Raw genomic sequence first — 16037 nt, 5'->3', positions numbered from 1 at the left:
GATTCAGAGCGTCCTATCCAGATAATCACAGAGTCGCTGGGCATATAGGCTGCTCACGGGCCGATTCCGAGGAACACTGGCTTCAGCGGCAGCAGCCTGCATCACTCCATCGACTTGTTCAGTCAGAAGGGAATCGAGCTGTTTATTCAAAATGTATAGTCGATTAGGATCGGCGAATGGTTGAGCGGCTTGCCAAACCCGCTCCCGCAGGTCGAGTAAGATTTGATGGCGAATATCTGCTCTTAGGTCTTTGAGCTGAAGTAATCGGGTGACCTGATATTGGGCTTTCAGACCAACGTGAGGTGCAATATCGCTCATCGCCAACCCTTGGCAATGAAACAAAAATAAAGCCGTTAGGTACTGATGAGATTTATTAGATTTTTGAGTTTGGAATCTCTTGAGCTTATCTGCCAAAACGCCCTCTATGGTCTTGTCTAAACTCTGTTGGAATTGCTGTCGGTACTGCTGTAGAAATTGTGTTTGAGAGTCTGGTTCTTCATCTGAATGGGGGGTAGCAATCTGCATTACCTGTCCAGTGGTCGGATGCAGCTGGTCCAGGGATTGGGTTGGTGCTGGCCCACCTCGGGCATAAATTCGATATTCACGCAGCAATCTAGCCAAATTCTGTAATTGACTTAGAACCTTCTGGGGTTCAACTGGGTCAGAGTTGATGATTCTGAATTGGGCAATTTGCTGTAGCTGAGAAGGAGAGGGTTCCTGACATCGACCTGTTTTTCCCGCTTGGCGCTGACGAATGCGATCGCGTCGATATACAGAATGATATCTGTTCAGTAAGTTTATGTTGTGTTCGATTTCATGAGATGTGAGGGAGTGAAACTCTCCTAATATTCGGGATATCTGTTGAGGAGTAGTGTCGTTAAGAATTGCCCAATCACTTATGAGATAAACGCCATGTTCTAGCAGAAAAGTGTTGAGGCTACGGTCTCGGCGAACTAACTGAGCTGTCCAAGTTGATAGGCCTCCTTGTTTAATATCGAAAGAAGATAATATCTTTTCAATTAGAGACTGATATGAACTTCGGATTTGAGGTTCATTCTGGAGGTTTAAGGGGCCATGATCAAGCACAAAAGAGTAGAGATCCTTAGTCGTAAAGCCATGATCTTGGCCAAACTGAGCACAAAGTTGTCCACAAACTTGAGCAATCACATTAGAAATAAAGCACTTCAAACATAGTCCTGCCAGCTCCTGATCACTGGTTTTTGCTTCTTCAGGATGAAGCCAAAGTTGAAATAAACGTTGCTGTAACTGATCGTCAGAAAGGGATGACTGATCCTCTGCTATTGACAACTGTGTTCGCAAAAATTGTTTAGCCGGCATTACGACTTCCACTTTTTTTTGACCCGTTGCGTCAATCCTCACCCATTGCCAGTAACGAAAGGCATTTCCCACAATACGTTTAACTCTTCATCTCTGCTGTCCCTCATTATTTCATCCACTTTTAGCAGCGTTTCAGAAGCTATAGAAATTTTATGGAATGATGAATTGTTTCTGTATCTTGACTTACTGGATAAAAAAATCTTAAAGGATAAAATCAGACGCTCAACGTCGTTAAGTGTAAGTCGGCGGCTGAGAATAACTATCTCTGTCCGATTCCAACTTATGCGACTCTATCTGCAGAAACTGGCTGAAGAATAGTTGATCATACAATTTGATAGTTGTTGTCGAGGCGTATACAAGGATTTTCTTAAAAGATAACCTGGGGTTGTTTAGCCTGAGCGAAGTACCGTTCGAAAGCAGACTTTAACTCATCCACACGAATGGGTTTACTGACATAGTCGTGCATTCCTGCAGCCATGCACATTTCCCGGTCACCCTGCATGGCATTGGCAGTTAACGCAATAATATAGGGCTGATCCTCTTCCTGCCACTGTTCTTTGATGTGCCTGGCTGCTGTCAGACCGTCCATCTCTGGCATTTGCACGTCCATTAACACGACATCGTAGGATTGGCGATGCAGAGCTTCTAGGACTTCTTCGCCATTATTGGCTACATCTGCTCGGTAACCCAACTGTTTGAGAATCAGTAGCGCCACTTTTTGATTGACGACAATATCTTCAGCTAACAGGATTTGCAGAGACGGATCACCCTGTTCTTCGGTATTCGCCGGAGAAGGTACAGTGGGTTTAACTTGAACGCGCTGACCTTCAAAAATTTCTGCTAAGGCGTCGTACAAGTAGGATTGCTGGATGGGCTTATTGAGAATGGCAGAAAATTGAATTTCTTGTTTATGTTTGATAATTTCGTCTTGTCCCAAGGAACTGAGCATGACGAGGGGAAGGTGTTTCCTCTGATCGAGTTGGCGGATATGTCTCGCCAATTCGACACCATCCATTTCTGGCATTTGCATATCCAAAATCGCCAGATCAAACTTGGAATCACTTTCTAGGAGAGCTAGGGCTTCGGCTCCCCCGCTCACCGTTTGAATCCCCATGCCCCAGGTTTGGGCTTGTAGGGTTAAAATTCTGCGATTTGTGGGATTGTCATCCACCACCAGGAGCTGCTTCCCATCGAGAAGCTGTTGAGATTGATCGAGGGTATTTTCTCCCTCAGGGGCCACTGGCACCGCAATGGTAAAGAAAAAGCTTGACCCGACCCCGGCTTTGCTCTCGACCCAGATTCTGCCTCCCATCATTTGAGAGAGGGAGCGACAGATGGCTAAGCCTAGGCCGGTGCCACCATATTTTTTGGTGGTTGAGGCATCTACTTGGCTAAAAGATTTGAACAATCGATCCATGCGATCGGCCGGAATGCCAATGCCTGAGTCTCTGACTTCAAATTGAACCAAACGGCGTTGATTTTGAATATCGGTAAAATTTTTCCGCTGGGGGGTTGTCTCAGGTTGGGCGATGTCTGTATCTGTGATGTCCTGCACATAAATTACGACTTCCCCTTGCTCGGTAAACTTGACACCGTTGGTGAGGAGGTTCACTAAGATTTGGCGGAGACGAGTGACATCTCCCACGATGTGATTGGGGGTTGAGGGATCGAATAAGTAAGCGAGTTCGAGCTGTTTATCAATGGCTCTTGGCGCAACGAGACGCAGGGATTCTTCAATGCAGGCCCGTAGGCTAAAGGGTTGTTCTTCAAATTCCAACTTACCCGCTTCAATCTTGGAAAAGTCGAGGATGTCGTTGATCAGGGTTAACAGCGCATCCCCACTGCTTCGAATGGTTTCAACGAAATCCCGTTGTTGATTATCTAAAGTGGTATTCAGCAACAGCCCCGTCATACCAATGACCGCATTCATGGGGGTGCGAATTTCGTGGCTCATAGTAGCTAGAAATTCACTCTTAGCAACGTTGGCTGCATCAGCATCTTTTCGAGCTTGTTTCAGGGCTGTATTGTTCTGAGTCAGTGTTTGGCGCTGCTGTTGTTCCTGTTCCAGGAGATGACCATGGGCTAGGGCGATGCCGACTTGTCCAGCAACAGCTTCGATGAGTTCAGTTTCGGCTTGGGTCCAATCCCGTTTGCGATCGCATTGCTGTAGCACTATCACCCCATTGGCTTTGCGCTGATAGGACGTGCGAATCGCTAACATGGACTGAATTTGGCCTTGTTCACAAATATCTGAAACGGGCTGAATTAGGGGGTCCTCTAAGGCATTAGTGGAGGAAACGGCCCGGTCATGGCGGAGAACCTTGCGGGCATGGGGATTATTTTCCAACTGGATGTCGGTGCCGAGCATAGACGGCACCTCTCCGGTCAGGTATTCTGCAACGATGGGCAGATGGGGTTTAGGAGCGGTAACGTAGGTATGGAGATGGCATCGACTGACCTGAAAGGTTTTGCCAATTTCTTGAACCGTGGCTTTAAAAATTTGTTGACGGTCTAAGTTCTTACGAATCTTACGGGTGATTTCCTCTACCAATTCAGCCCGACGCATTTGCTGTTTAAGGGCTTCCGTGGCCGCTTTGGTTTCTGTAATATTGCGAATAGAGCCTGCCATACGGGTGGGCTTGCCTTCAATGTCCCAGATGGCCTGACCACGGCCGGAAACCCATAGGTAATAGCCTGCTTTCGATTTCAGACGGTACTCTACTTCATAGGGGACCAAATGTTCTAAGTGATGTTTGAGGGCCAAGGAGACCATCTCTTGATCATCGGGATAAATATGGGCTTTCCAGGTTTCTAAATTGCATGGCAATTCTCCATCTTCATACCCCAATAATTGACCAAACCGGGGGGACAGATAAAAGGCTTTGTTGACGATATTCCAATCCCATAGGACGTCTCCCGATCCCTTGACCGCCAATTGAAACCGTTCCTCGCTTTCCTTTAAGGCGGCATCTGCTTGTTGGCGCTCAATAATTTGTTGTTGTAGCTCGGTTCGCTGGGCATGTTCCTGTTCCAACAGTTTTGCTTGGGCTAGAGCAATGCCGATTTGGTCTGCAACCGCTTCTAATAAGTCGATTTCTGCTGTGGACCAGGCTCTAAAACAGTCTGTATAGGCCTCGGGTTGAGCCAGGTAATCTTCACGAGACAATCTGCGATCGCAATGCTGAAGGATAATTGCGCCATTGGGTTTTCCTTGATAGGACGTGCGGACCCCTAACATTGACTTCAAGGTCACGGGCTGAGGATCCAGAATCAGGGTTTCTAGTAATCGATCGGTGTAGATATTTGGAGTTGTAACGGCTTGATCTTGGGTGAGAATCTGCTGGGCATGGGGATTATCTGCCACAGGCATCTCGATTCCCAGCATTGAATGAATGCCAGGGGCGGTATATTCAGCCACTACGGGAATATAGTCGCCATCTTCCGTATAACTGTGTAAGTGGCAACGACTTACTTGAAAAACTTGACCCATTTGGTCTGCGGCAGTCTGAAAAATTATCTGAGTATCCAGGCTTTGACGAATGGCCTGGGTGATTTTTTCTAAAAGCTGTGCTCGCTTTACTTGCTGAGCTAGAGCAATCTCTGCTTCTTGCCGCTCTTCAATTTCTTGTCTTAACTTGTGGGTTTTGGCTTCAACCTCGGCTTCCAGAGTTCGAGAGTAATCCGCTTTAAAGTGGGCAAGCTGCTGCAATTCCTGATTGGCCTCGACCAGTTTTGCTGTCCGTGCTTCCACCTGCTGCTCCAGGGTTGCCTTCGTATCTAACAATTCCTGGTTAGACTTTTCTAAAGCATCAATGACTTGGTTATAGCGAGTCGCAATACGACCGACCTCAGTAAAGGGTTCAACGGGAGCCCGCAAGCTTAAGTCCAGATCTTCGGCTTGCTGATCCATCACCTCAAACAAATCCAGAACCTCAGATTTGGCATGGTGCTCGGCAAAGTTAAGCCCCATCTGCTCATCTTCAGCTAATACCCGCAAAGGCATCAGTCGATTCACCCCATTTAACAGCAGCCAACTTAAACCGAATGCCCAAGCCCCGCAAACAGCTATCCCCAGAAGCTGAATGCCAATTTGGCTCCCCCGATTGAGGCCAGTCTCAAGCAAATCAGGGCGACCGTAGAGCCCAACGGCCAAGGTGCCCCAAATGCCGCCTCCTAGATGTACTGGAACAGCATCGACTGCATCATCAATGTGTAGTTTCGTCATCCAAAATTTGACAACCATCATCACGGCTCCCCCGATGGCTCCGATGATGATGGCTAGGGGTGGGTTGATGACATGGCAACTGGCGGTCACGGACACTAGCCCGGCCAGGGATCCATTGATCATAAGCTCAATCTTGGGAATCTTGGTTCGCCACCACCCAAGAGCCCCCGATGTTAGAGTTCCGGCAGCACCCCCGAGAACGGTATTCAGTAAAATAATGGGAACACGATCGCTGAATTCTAGACCACTCCCACCATTAAAGCCGAGCCACCCCATCCACAGCAGTAACGCACCTAAGACGGATAGGGGCAAGCTGGATCCCAAAATCTCCTTGGGGGCATCTGTTTTGGAAAATCTCCCTTGTCTTGGGCCAATAATCAAAATGGCGGCCAGGGCAACCCATCCACCAACACTGTGGACGACCGTTGAACCGGCAAAATCAACAAACCCCATGCGCCCCAACCAGCCATTCATTTGCCCCGCTTCGATTCCATTCCAAATCCAATGCCCAAAGACGGGATAGACCACACTAGCCATAAAGGCTGTGATCACTAGATACCCTCCAAACTTGGTACGCTCCGCCACAGCGCCTGAAACGATGGTGGCTGCAGTGCTGCAAAACATGGTTTGAAATACGATAAACGCGGCTAGGGCGGAGTTAGTTCCAGGAGAAGCTAGAAATTGATCGGTGCCGATGATGGTGTTGATGGATGCTCCAAACATCAAGCCATAGCCAAAAAACCAGAAAATAATGGTAGATAGACTAAAGTCTGCAAAATTTTTAATGGCAACGTTGATATTATTTTTGGAACGGGTGAGTCCAGACTCCAGGCACATAAACCCGGGTTGCATGACAAAGACCAGTGCTGAACAGACAAGTAGCCATAACATAAGCGTTACCTAGTTAAAACCGGGGTTCCCCCTAATAAGACATTCCTAAACACTGCAGGCTGCCATTTCTGCTTCAAAGGCAATGCGAACCGTCTCATAGGCCTGAGAAATCTGAGAGACAATGTCTGCGGATCCTTCCGTAGAGTCTGAACGACCCAGAGCTTCTGCCTCAGAACAGAGACTAGCCAGTTGTTTAGCGCCCAGGTTGGCACTGGCCGATTTTAGGGCATGGGCTGCATCACTTAACCCATCTGGATCGGCATCTTTAACGGCCTGATGCATCTTTTCGACGCGACCCGGTGCATCTTCCAGATAAGTATTTAACAAATCAGCAATGAGTAAAGAGGCATGTTCCCCAGCGAGCTGACGGAAACTTTCCAAGGCTGTGGGGTCAATAATGCTTGGATCCATTGAGGTTTCGGCCATCGTTGATTGTTCCATGATTACAGTGGTTTCTTGAGAAGAATGAGGTGATCGAGTCTCGGGGCTGGGAGGGATGGAGGAGCTTGGAAGAATAGTGACGGATAGATTTTCTTCTAACTGGGGAATCGGCTCTGCCCCCTGGACTGGTTGGGAGGCTGTACTCCCCACTAAAACAGCAACAGGTTGAGGGCTTTCCTGAGACTGTGGAAAATGGGTTTGTGTAGGTTTATTGAGGCTGACGGGCTGGGATTGTAAAACAGGAATCGGAGGAGTGGTTTCCTCAACTTCAGGCTCTTCCATCGGTTGACAGCGGCTGAGGACGTCTCTGAGTTCATGGATACGGACGGGTTTAGTGATGTAAGCGTCCATCCCTGCATCCAGACACATTTCTCGATCCCCCTGCATCGCATTGGCGGTCATCGCAATAATGTGAGGACGATCTTCAGGAGACCAGCGTTGGCAAACTTCTCGGGTTGCGGTAAGACCATCCATCTCTGGCATTTGTACATCCATCAGGACAACATCATAGGCTTGCCGTTCTAAGGCTTCAATGACTTCCAGGCCGTTGTTAGCAACGTCTGCTCGGTACCCCAATTGTTTTAAGGTCAACAGGGCCACTTTTTGGTTGACCACCATATCCTCGGCTAAAAGAATGCGTAAGGGATGTTGATCACCTAAGTTAGTGGGGTTTTCTTGAACGTCAGGGGCCTGCTCCACTTTAATGAGGGGGTTACCCAACACTTGAGCAAGGACGCTTTGAAGTTGGGCTTGCTGAACAGGTTTGTTTAAAATGGCCGAAAAATTAATATCCCCAGCCCGAGCGCGGATGTCATCTTGCCCTAGGGAACTTAAGACTACCAGGGGTAATGTTTTACCGTTGGGCTCTGCCCGAATTTTCTCGGCTAAGGTTACCCCGTCCATCTCCGGCATTTGCATATCCAGGACTGCAAGATCAAAATTCACCCCTCGTTGTAGCCACTCTAGGGCTTTGATGCCTGATTTAACTGCACAGGTTAGCATTCCCCAAGATTGGGCTTGTAGGGATAAGATCTCTCGATTGGTGGCATTGTCATCCACAATTAAGAGTTGTTTGCCCGCTAATTGGACATCTGATGCTGCTTTGGGGCTGACATAGTTTGGAATTTCAGACGCTGTAATGGTGAAGGAAAAGGTTGACCCAACACTCACCTCGCTACTGACCCATATTTTGCCGCCCATTAGTTCGCTGAGCTGCTTGCTAATGGCTAAGCCAAGGCCAGTGCCCCCGAACTTACGGGTGGTGGAAGCATCAACTTGAGAAAAAGATTTAAACAAACGCTCTAACTTATCTGGTGGAATGCCAATGCCAGTGTCTTTGACATCAAATTGGATCTCATAGGGGGTGGCTTCGGCGATCACCTCTAGATCGGATTCAGCATCTAAGTCCTTAGATTCAATGGGTTTTGAAGATACATAGACAACGACTTCTCCTTCCCCTGTGAATTTAAGTGCATTGTTGAGTAGATTGACTAAAACCTGGCGTAAGCGAGTAATGTCTCCCAGAATGGCGGTGGGTGTGGGGGGATTAATCAGATAAGCCAGCTCCAGATTTTTCTCAGAGGCTTTGGAGGCCACGATCAGCAAGGCTTCTTCTATACAGGTCCTGATTTCAAAGGGTTGCTGTTCGAGATCTAGCTTCCCTGCCTCAATTTTGGAGAAATCTAAAATATCGTTGATCAGAGTGAGCAAAGCATCGCCGCTACTGCGGATGGTCTCGACAAAATCCTGTTGTTGGGCTTCTAGGGGAGTATTTAGAAGTAATCCAGTCATACCAATAACTGCATTCATGGGCGTGCGAATTTCATGGCTCATATTGGCTAGAAATTGGCTTTTAGCCTGATTAGCGGCCTCTGCTTCATGTTTAGCAGATTGAAGTTCAGAAACCATCCCCTCCAATTCTTGCTGCCGCGTCTTCAACAGAGAAATCATGCTGTCTTTGAGTTGGCCAATGTTCAGGGCTGCCCGTTGGAGAACGATATTAAATGTATTGATGACTTCAGCTAATTCATGGTTGCGATCGCAATCATGATTACTCAACTCCACCTGGCTGGGATCGCCGGACATGGCAACCTCAGCTTTCCGTAACTCATCTAAAAGCTGATTGAGGGGACGGATAACTGTGCGACTCACAGCCCGCAGGGTAATGACTGTAAACGTCATCCAAATCAGTAGGATTAAGCCGCCTAACTGGAGGGTATTGGTTAGGGCTGCCGACTGGATCTTCTGACCGTCCAGCCTTAAAGACAATTGATACCCTGTGTTCTTTTGCCGTGGCCAAGTAATATCGTAAGTCGATGACGTGTTATTCCAAACCCTCGTTATATCAAGATTAGAAAAATCTGACGCTGTAGGAGGAGTGCCAAATGAAACCTTTTTACTCCCGTTCTGAAACAGGGTGCCACCCTTAACTTTCGACCCCTGCATAAGGGTCTCAGCAGTATTCATCAGCTGGTCTATAGAAGAATTATTGTTAGCAAAACCAACTAACGGGGTGATGGCGGTTAGACTTTCAGCTTCCAGTTGCCCCAGTTTTGCGTCTCGAATCCTGAAATAGGACGGTACTAAAATAACGACCTCGGCAATGAGGCAGCTTCCAACCCCCATCATGCCAATCTGACGACCCAGTGGAGAACGAAGGGGAGTTAAACATTGTTTCAGACCATCAATCAGGCTAAACTTTGATGAATTCAGCGGCTGCATTTTTTTGCTTGATAGATGTTAGTGGACTACTAAAAAATATTCTTTTTCTAATAGTTATTGATGTAAATATTTTCTGAAATAGATGTTGATTTCTAGAAAGAGTTTCTTCGGTGAGAGAAAGCTTCTCTATTACTGCATCATTAGCATGCCCTGATCACTCCTAGACCGAACAAATTAGCCAGAGTTATCGGTCGTTACATGAGATCTACTCAGGGTTCTGCCAGCTATCTTAGCCTTCTGAATTCTAGGGATAAACAATCATGATTAGGGTGGTTTTATCGATCCTGATAGAGATGTAATGTTTTGACGGGTAGATGGGCTTACTAGGAGATAAATATTTGGATATTGGTGGCTAATTAAGCTCCCGAAAATCTGGCAATACAGAATCAAAAGCCAGGATTTACCCCGATCAATTGTTCTTCCCCATTCTCTAGTTTTGGTGAGATGAGTCAGACCTTGGAAAATCGTACCCCGCTTATTTTAGTTGTCGATGACGATCGATCAACTCGAATTATTCTTCGCCTGATTTTGGAGCAAGATGGGTGTGAGGTAGTTGATGTTGAAAATGGTCAGCAGTGCCTGAATGCTTATCTCACCCGCAAGCCAGATATGGTATTGTTGGATGCCAAAATGCCCGTCATGGACGGATTTACCTGCTGTGCTGAGTTGCAAAAGCTGCCCTTAGGACCGTCCACCCCGATCCTGATGATTGCAGGTCTGGATGATCAAGCCTCAGTAGATAAAGCCTTTGCCGCCGGGGCAATGGATTATGTGACAAAACCGATCCATCCCCCTATCCTGCGACGCCGATTACGTCATTTATTAGAAGCCAGTTGGGCTGAGCAAGCGGTGCGAGACAGTGAAGCCCGCTATCGATCGGTGGTAGATCACTTAAAAGAAGTGATATTCCAAATCAACCAAGAAGGGAATTTAGCTTTTCTCAATCCAGTGTGGTCTGAATTAACGGGCTTTGTAAGGGAAGAGGCCATTAACCATCGATTGGCAGGATATGTTCATCCGGGTGATCGACAACAGTTCAATCAGTACATTGATCAACTGTTTCATAGACAACAATCAGAATGTCGTTTTGATGTACGCTTTCTTCGACAAGCAGGTAGCTTTGGCTGGATGGAAGTTTATGCTTGTGCCATTCCTGGTCCAGATGGCAAAATCGTTGGAATTTCTGGTTCTCTGGCGGACGTAACCGAACGCAAATATCAAGATCAACGGTTGTCCGTTGAGCGGGCCACTACCCGGGTGTTGGCTGAAGTGGCAACCTTAAGCGAGGCTATCCCCAATCTATTGCAAGCAATTAGCAAAAGTTTGGGATGGGAATACGGTGAGCTGTGGTTGATGGATGAGACAAACAACACCTTGAAATGTGTGGAAAGTTGGTTTGAGCTAGAAGAAAAGATGGATTCTTTCCAGATTGTATCGAGTTCTGCTAATTTTGCCCTGGCTTCAGGACTGATTCAACGCATCTGGACCCATGATGGTCCCCTATGGCTAACGGATAATGCCATTCAAGATATTCATGCCAATTCGTTTCCTCAGGCCGGTATGCAAACCGCCTTTAGCTTTCCGATCTTAGAAGGCTATAACCGCTTGGGGGTAATGGTTTTTAGCAAGCGTGAACATCAAGCGATGGACGCTAGCCTTTTAAAGATTATGGGGTCTATTGGTACCCAGCTTGGTGAGTTTATTATGCGTAAACGAGCGGAGGAAGAAGTCCAACATCAGCATGCGAAATTGCAATCTGAGCTGGATCAGGCGGCAGGCTATGTCCGTTCTTTAATTCCCCCACCGATGACAGGTCCTGTTTCGATTCAGCATCAGTTTATCCCGTCCAATCAATTGGGGGGAGATGTTTTTGATTACTATTGGCTGGACTCGGATCATCTCGCCATTTACTTACTAGATGTGGCAGGCCATGGTATTCGTTCTACCTTGTTGTCTGTTTCCGTGCTCAACGTGGTGCGATCGCAATCCTTGCTGGATACTGATTTCTATCAGCCCAGTTCGGTTCTGGATGGCCTCAATGAAGTCTTCCAAATGAGTGAGCAAGGGGATGACTATTTCACAATTTGGTATGGGATCTATAACTGTAAGACTCAAAAACTCAAGTACGCCAGTGGTGGCCATCCAGCTGTGCTTTTGGCGTCTGCCCAAAACCCAATTCAGCCTTTAGAGGTGCGCAGTATTCCCATTGGCATGATGACAGGGTTTCCCTACGATCAGTTTGAATGTGATATCCAAACCGGTAGTGCCCTCTACCTATTCAGTGATGGGGTCTATGAAATTGTGCAGCCAAATGGCGAAGTATGGACTTTTGATGGATTTATGACCGTAGTCTCTGAATATCAACGTCGGCAGTTTGATACCCTCGATCCACTTTTCCAGCAGATTCAGCATATTGCTGGCAATAAGAGCTTTGAAGACGACTACTCTCTGATGAAAATATCCTTTGATCCGGTTCAGCCTAAGCAAACTTTGCCACCAATGCCTTATGCGGCCCAGGCTGCTACCCCGATAGCTGCTAATCCCTTCTAGATAATTTGGGAAAAACTGATTGTTACAGAGTTTAGCTATCAGAAATTGACTTCTTGCTTAATTTAGCTACCGATATGGAAGGGGACAAAAATTCAAGTTAGATTGCAGCATAAATTGAGTGAGTTACACTTTATAAAAAGAATATTATAAGAAGTCTAGTCTATTTTTCAGAATCTAGCTTGTGTTTGATTCTAAAAAAATCCCCTGAATAAAAAAGAAAAACACTAAGCTAGACAACTTAGACAATTCCTGAGACATGATGTTAAACCTGAGCTTGACATACTAATAACTAAGCCAGATTTACACCTTAGTATTGTCATCTCTATCATGATAAGTACCCAGCTCAATGAAACCTCTTTATCTCTAAATGGTGAAGGCACGATTGATCAGCTTCCATCCGTTTTAGCGATGCAATGGTTTCATGCTTTGAACGATCAAAGGAATGGGAGCTTGACCCAGAAGATGCAAATATCTTCTACTTCCTTAAAGATGCTTAATCGGATTGTCGAGAAATTTCCAGACCAGGAAATCTATCAAATCGGAAAGGAATTAGGAGAAAGAGAATTTAGATCCTTTTATCTTGCCTTTGCACCAGTAAATCCTTCTTTGCTCGATTTGGGCTGGAAGACAATTCTAGAGCGGTGGTGGGTTTATGCCTATTTATCTGAGTACGGTAACGTGAATCTTGAGTTAAGCCAAGAACAAAATGATTACTTCTTTGTAACATTTACCAATACTAAGATCCATCGCACCAAAGCGACGAAAAACAAGCCAGTGTGCCCACTAATTGCGGGAGTCCTAGCAGGTTTTTTTAGCAGCTTATCGGGTTATGAATATGAAGCCATTGAAACTGAATGCCATGAGAAAGGGCATCAAAATTGTACGTTTATTCTAGGGAATAGTGGCTTGGTTAATTCCGAGACATTTTGGCTAGCAATCCATGATATCCATTAATCTGGATTACTCATGAAAAGGAAAGTGTCAGATATAGTTAGCCACACTCTCTAAATTTGTCATAATCACCCCTAAATGTTGTCTTCATTGTTGTTAAGCCAGGGCTGTTTTAAGTTAGCAGCGAAAAAATAATATCGACCCGATTAGCAAGCTTAGTCATCGCGGTTTTGAGGGATTGATAGTCGTTTAGCCGCAGGATATTAATCCCAATAGTTCTAAGCACTGACCAATTGAGCAGTGCTTGTTCATCTTCGAGTCGATAATCATCTTCGCCAAAAACAACATCCTTCGGCCAATGCAACCGATTTTCAATGCCCCAATGTTCTCGGACCAGAGATTGCCAATGATGGGGTGAGGTGGCAGCTGAACTGATGTAATAGGCCGTATTGTGATACTCCTTTCCTTTGCGAGTACCCCATCGTTGGACACAAAGTACAGAGCGAATTGCTGTCCATTCTTGTAGGGCTATGCCGACAGGCTCATAAACCTGTATACACCGATGTTCATCTCGTCCTCTACTTTGGGCGGAGTGGATGTGCTCAGCCATGGGTTTAAGACACTCAAAGTAAGTCTGGAGGTGGTCGTAAAGTCTTCCCTGGTTGGATTTGACCGCCACGAGATAGTCATTACCCGAGGCCACAATCTTCTCAAGTGTTTTTTGGGCGTGTAAGGCATCCATGGTAATCAGTAAGCCATCGAGTTGAAGGGTTTCCAACAGTGCCTGCACGACTTTGATTTCGCTATTATCCTCCTGAGTGAGGGCTTCGAGCTTGAGGGTGATGCCTGCTTCCACCGCAAATAAACTCACCAAGCCCACAAAACGCTGCTTCCCCTTGGCATCTGTCAGCCCCTGACGAATCCGTTTGCCATCAATGGAGGCTGCATAATTATCGGGAGAGTGAGTCTGGGCTTTCGAGAGCATCCATGCTTCAAATTGGTGGCTCAACGCGTGGAAGTCAAGCCCCTTCATCACTCGACGAAAGGTACAGTGAGACGGAACTTCGAGGCTCTCAAGCCCCAATAGCTCACTTAAAGGCTGGCGATAATCGCTCACAAAGGTTTCTAACGGACGGTACCCTTGATATCCAGCAAGCATGCCCATCACCATCAATAGCAACAGCAGCCATAACGGATGAATACGGCCATGGGCACTGCGGAAATCCGGGACTTGCTTCAAAGTATCGATTAGATGGCTCATCGGTCTCTCTACTGTTGGTCAGTAGAACCATCCTATTTTTTCTAGGAGGAACGTAAAACAACCCTGGGCTTAATGACAAGCCATCAACTACTCGCCATTTAGAAGGAGGAATAAGGATAGATTGCACTGCTGTCATCCCTTAAGGTGCAATCTCTGGATTAAATTGCCGAATGAGCTGTATTGCTCGTTGATACTCTTTCTGATTGCCTTGTTGGGAAAATAGCCCTGCGGCCTGCCTCAGATCGACCAATCCGTTTGTTTGATCTCCCAAGGAGAGCCTGACGCTGCCCCGATACAGATAGGCTTCTGCAAATCGAGAATTTCGTTGCACTGCGTCATCAAAATCTTCTAGTGCGCCAAAATCATCCTCCAGCTCAAACCGCACTTTTCCCCGATGGAAGTAGGGCAAGGCACTATCTGGATTGAGAAGAATCGCTTGGGTGAAGGTTGCGATCGCAGCTCCATACTGACGCTGTTGGAAAAGGATCTGTCCTTGCCGAATCAATCCCGCAAGATTGTTTTCCGATGCGATCGCAGCCCTGGAGCCTAGCATCAGCAGCAATGCTACCCCGAAACCGCATAGTTTGTTTGATTTCAGCATGTCCCGATCCACCCACATCCCTCAAAAACGACACTGCTACGACATCGAGTTGTATGGTTAATCATGGAGCAGCAACCTGAAAATAGCCTGAGCGAACCCCAAATAAGCCAATATGTCTCCACCCATCCGTATTCTGGTCGTTGAAGATCACCCTGTTGTCCGCCATGGCATTATTGCTATTCTCAGCCAAGCCGAGGACATGGAAGTCATTGCCGAAGCCGAAAATGGGCTAGAAGCCATTGACCAATACCAAACCCATCAGCCGGACATCACCCTGATGGATCTACGCATGCCCCATCTTGAAGGGGTCGAAGCCATTGCCCGCATTCGCGCTAAAACCCCCAACGCTCAGATTATTATCCTCACCACCTACGACACAGATGAAGACATCTATCGGGGGCTGCAGGCGGGCGCACGGGGCTATATCCTCAAAGACACCACCGCCACAGAACTGATCCAAGCCATCCGCACCGTCCATAGTGGCAAACGCTACATTCCCTCAGAAGTCGCCCTCAAACTCGCGGACCGGATTGACGATAGCGATCTGACCGAACGAGAACTCGAAGTCCTGCAATTACTCAGCAGAGGGAACAGCAACCAAGAAATTGCTGCTGCCCTGATCATTTCCGAAGGGACTGTCAAGTTCCACATCAACAACATTCTGTCCAAATTGGGGGTCAAAGACCGAACCCAAGCGGTGATTATGGCCTTAAAAAAGGGGTTAGCCCGCCTCGACTAGATCGGGCAAAAGCTACCCGATTCAAAGGTTTGCCGATACACCTAGCCAAAAGTTAGGGAGAAGCCCCTGCTCAACGTTGGGAATTTTTCATAACTCCTCTATAGCTCGATTGCTAATCACTGGACTAGCGCTTTTACTGGTCTGACTTGGTATAAAAAGTCAAGTCTGATGACCAGCGACTGAACCCCTTGCCTCTCCGTAAAATCATCTCGTGAAGGCAATCCAATCTAGCAAACGGACAAAAACTCATATCTATGCCACCGCCCTTACGCTCCTGCGATCATTTTCGGGGGTCTCCTGACGGTGCTGTGATGCTTATCCTGTATGGAGATTACCAATGTTTTCACTCATCCCAAGCCTATAAAAAAGTCAACGATAT

The 16037-nt window shown here is 46.8% G+C and carries 8 protein-coding genes; 3 read left to right on the top strand and 5 right to left on the bottom strand.

Annotation, left to right across the window (positions count from 1 at the left end; translation table 11 throughout):
- Window positions 1-3: 3 nt before the first annotated feature.
- The 3 genes from ON05_RS00865 to ON05_RS00855 all read right to left on the bottom strand — a co-directional run bounded on the left by ON05_RS00865 (window position 4) and on the right by ON05_RS00855 (window position 9616).
- Window positions 4-1338, bottom strand: coding sequence for a hypothetical protein (locus ON05_RS00865; protein ID WP_139025726.1), 1335 nt, complete (start codon window positions 1336-1338; stop codon window positions 4-6).
- 367 nt (window positions 1339-1705) lie between these two features.
- The gene (gene amt, locus ON05_RS00860; protein WP_010472971.1) at window positions 1706-6454 is read right to left on the bottom strand and encodes an ammonium transporter; all 4749 of its coding nucleotides are present in this window, start codon (window positions 6452-6454) and stop codon (window positions 1706-1708) included.
- A 45-nt stretch (window positions 6455-6499) separates the two neighbouring features.
- Window positions 6500-9616: a hybrid sensor histidine kinase/response regulator gene (locus ON05_RS00855; RefSeq protein ID WP_010472972.1), complete on the bottom strand. Its 3117-nt coding sequence runs from the start codon at window positions 9614-9616 to the stop codon at window positions 6500-6502.
- A 456-nt stretch (window positions 9617-10072) separates the two neighbouring features.
- Between ON05_RS00855 and ON05_RS00850 the strand changes: the two genes are divergently transcribed.
- Together ON05_RS00850 and ON05_RS00845 are read left to right on the top strand one after the other, a co-directional pair.
- Window positions 10073-12166 (top strand): SpoIIE family protein phosphatase, encoded by a 2094-nt coding sequence (locus ON05_RS00850; protein WP_139025728.1) that lies wholly within the window; start codon window positions 10073-10075, stop codon window positions 12164-12166.
- Window positions 12167-12493: 327 nt separating this feature from the next.
- On the top strand, window positions 12494-13120 hold the full coding sequence (locus ON05_RS00845; protein ID WP_010472976.1) for a V4R domain-containing protein: 627 nt from the start codon (window positions 12494-12496) through the stop codon (window positions 13118-13120).
- Between the two features lie 109 nt (window positions 13121-13229).
- On the opposite strand, the gene ON05_RS00840 is transcribed toward ON05_RS00845, so the two are convergent.
- Window positions 13230-14318 carry an ISAs1 family transposase gene (locus ON05_RS00840; protein WP_262561015.1) on the bottom strand — a complete coding sequence of 363 codons (1089 nt, stop codon included), beginning with the start codon at window positions 14316-14318 and terminating at the stop codon, window positions 13230-13232.
- Between the two features lie 139 nt (window positions 14319-14457).
- Window positions 14458-14919, bottom strand: coding sequence for a tetratricopeptide repeat protein (locus ON05_RS00835; RefSeq protein ID WP_039779538.1), 462 nt, complete (start codon window positions 14917-14919; stop codon window positions 14458-14460).
- A gap of 112 nt (window positions 14920-15031) precedes the next feature.
- Here ON05_RS00835 and ON05_RS00830 point away from each other — a divergent pair, with 112 nt between their 5' ends.
- A complete protein-coding gene (locus tag ON05_RS00830; protein ID WP_010471539.1) occupies window positions 15032-15658 on the top strand; it encodes a response regulator transcription factor in 627 nt (208 codons plus the stop codon).
- Window positions 15659-16037: the final 379 nt, after the last annotated feature.

Source organism: Acaryochloris sp. CCMEE 5410 (assembly GCF_000238775.2).
Taxonomy (GTDB): Bacteria; Cyanobacteriota; Cyanobacteriia; order Thermosynechococcales; family Thermosynechococcaceae; genus Acaryochloris.
This window is presented reverse-complemented; position numbering and strand designations above follow the sequence as displayed.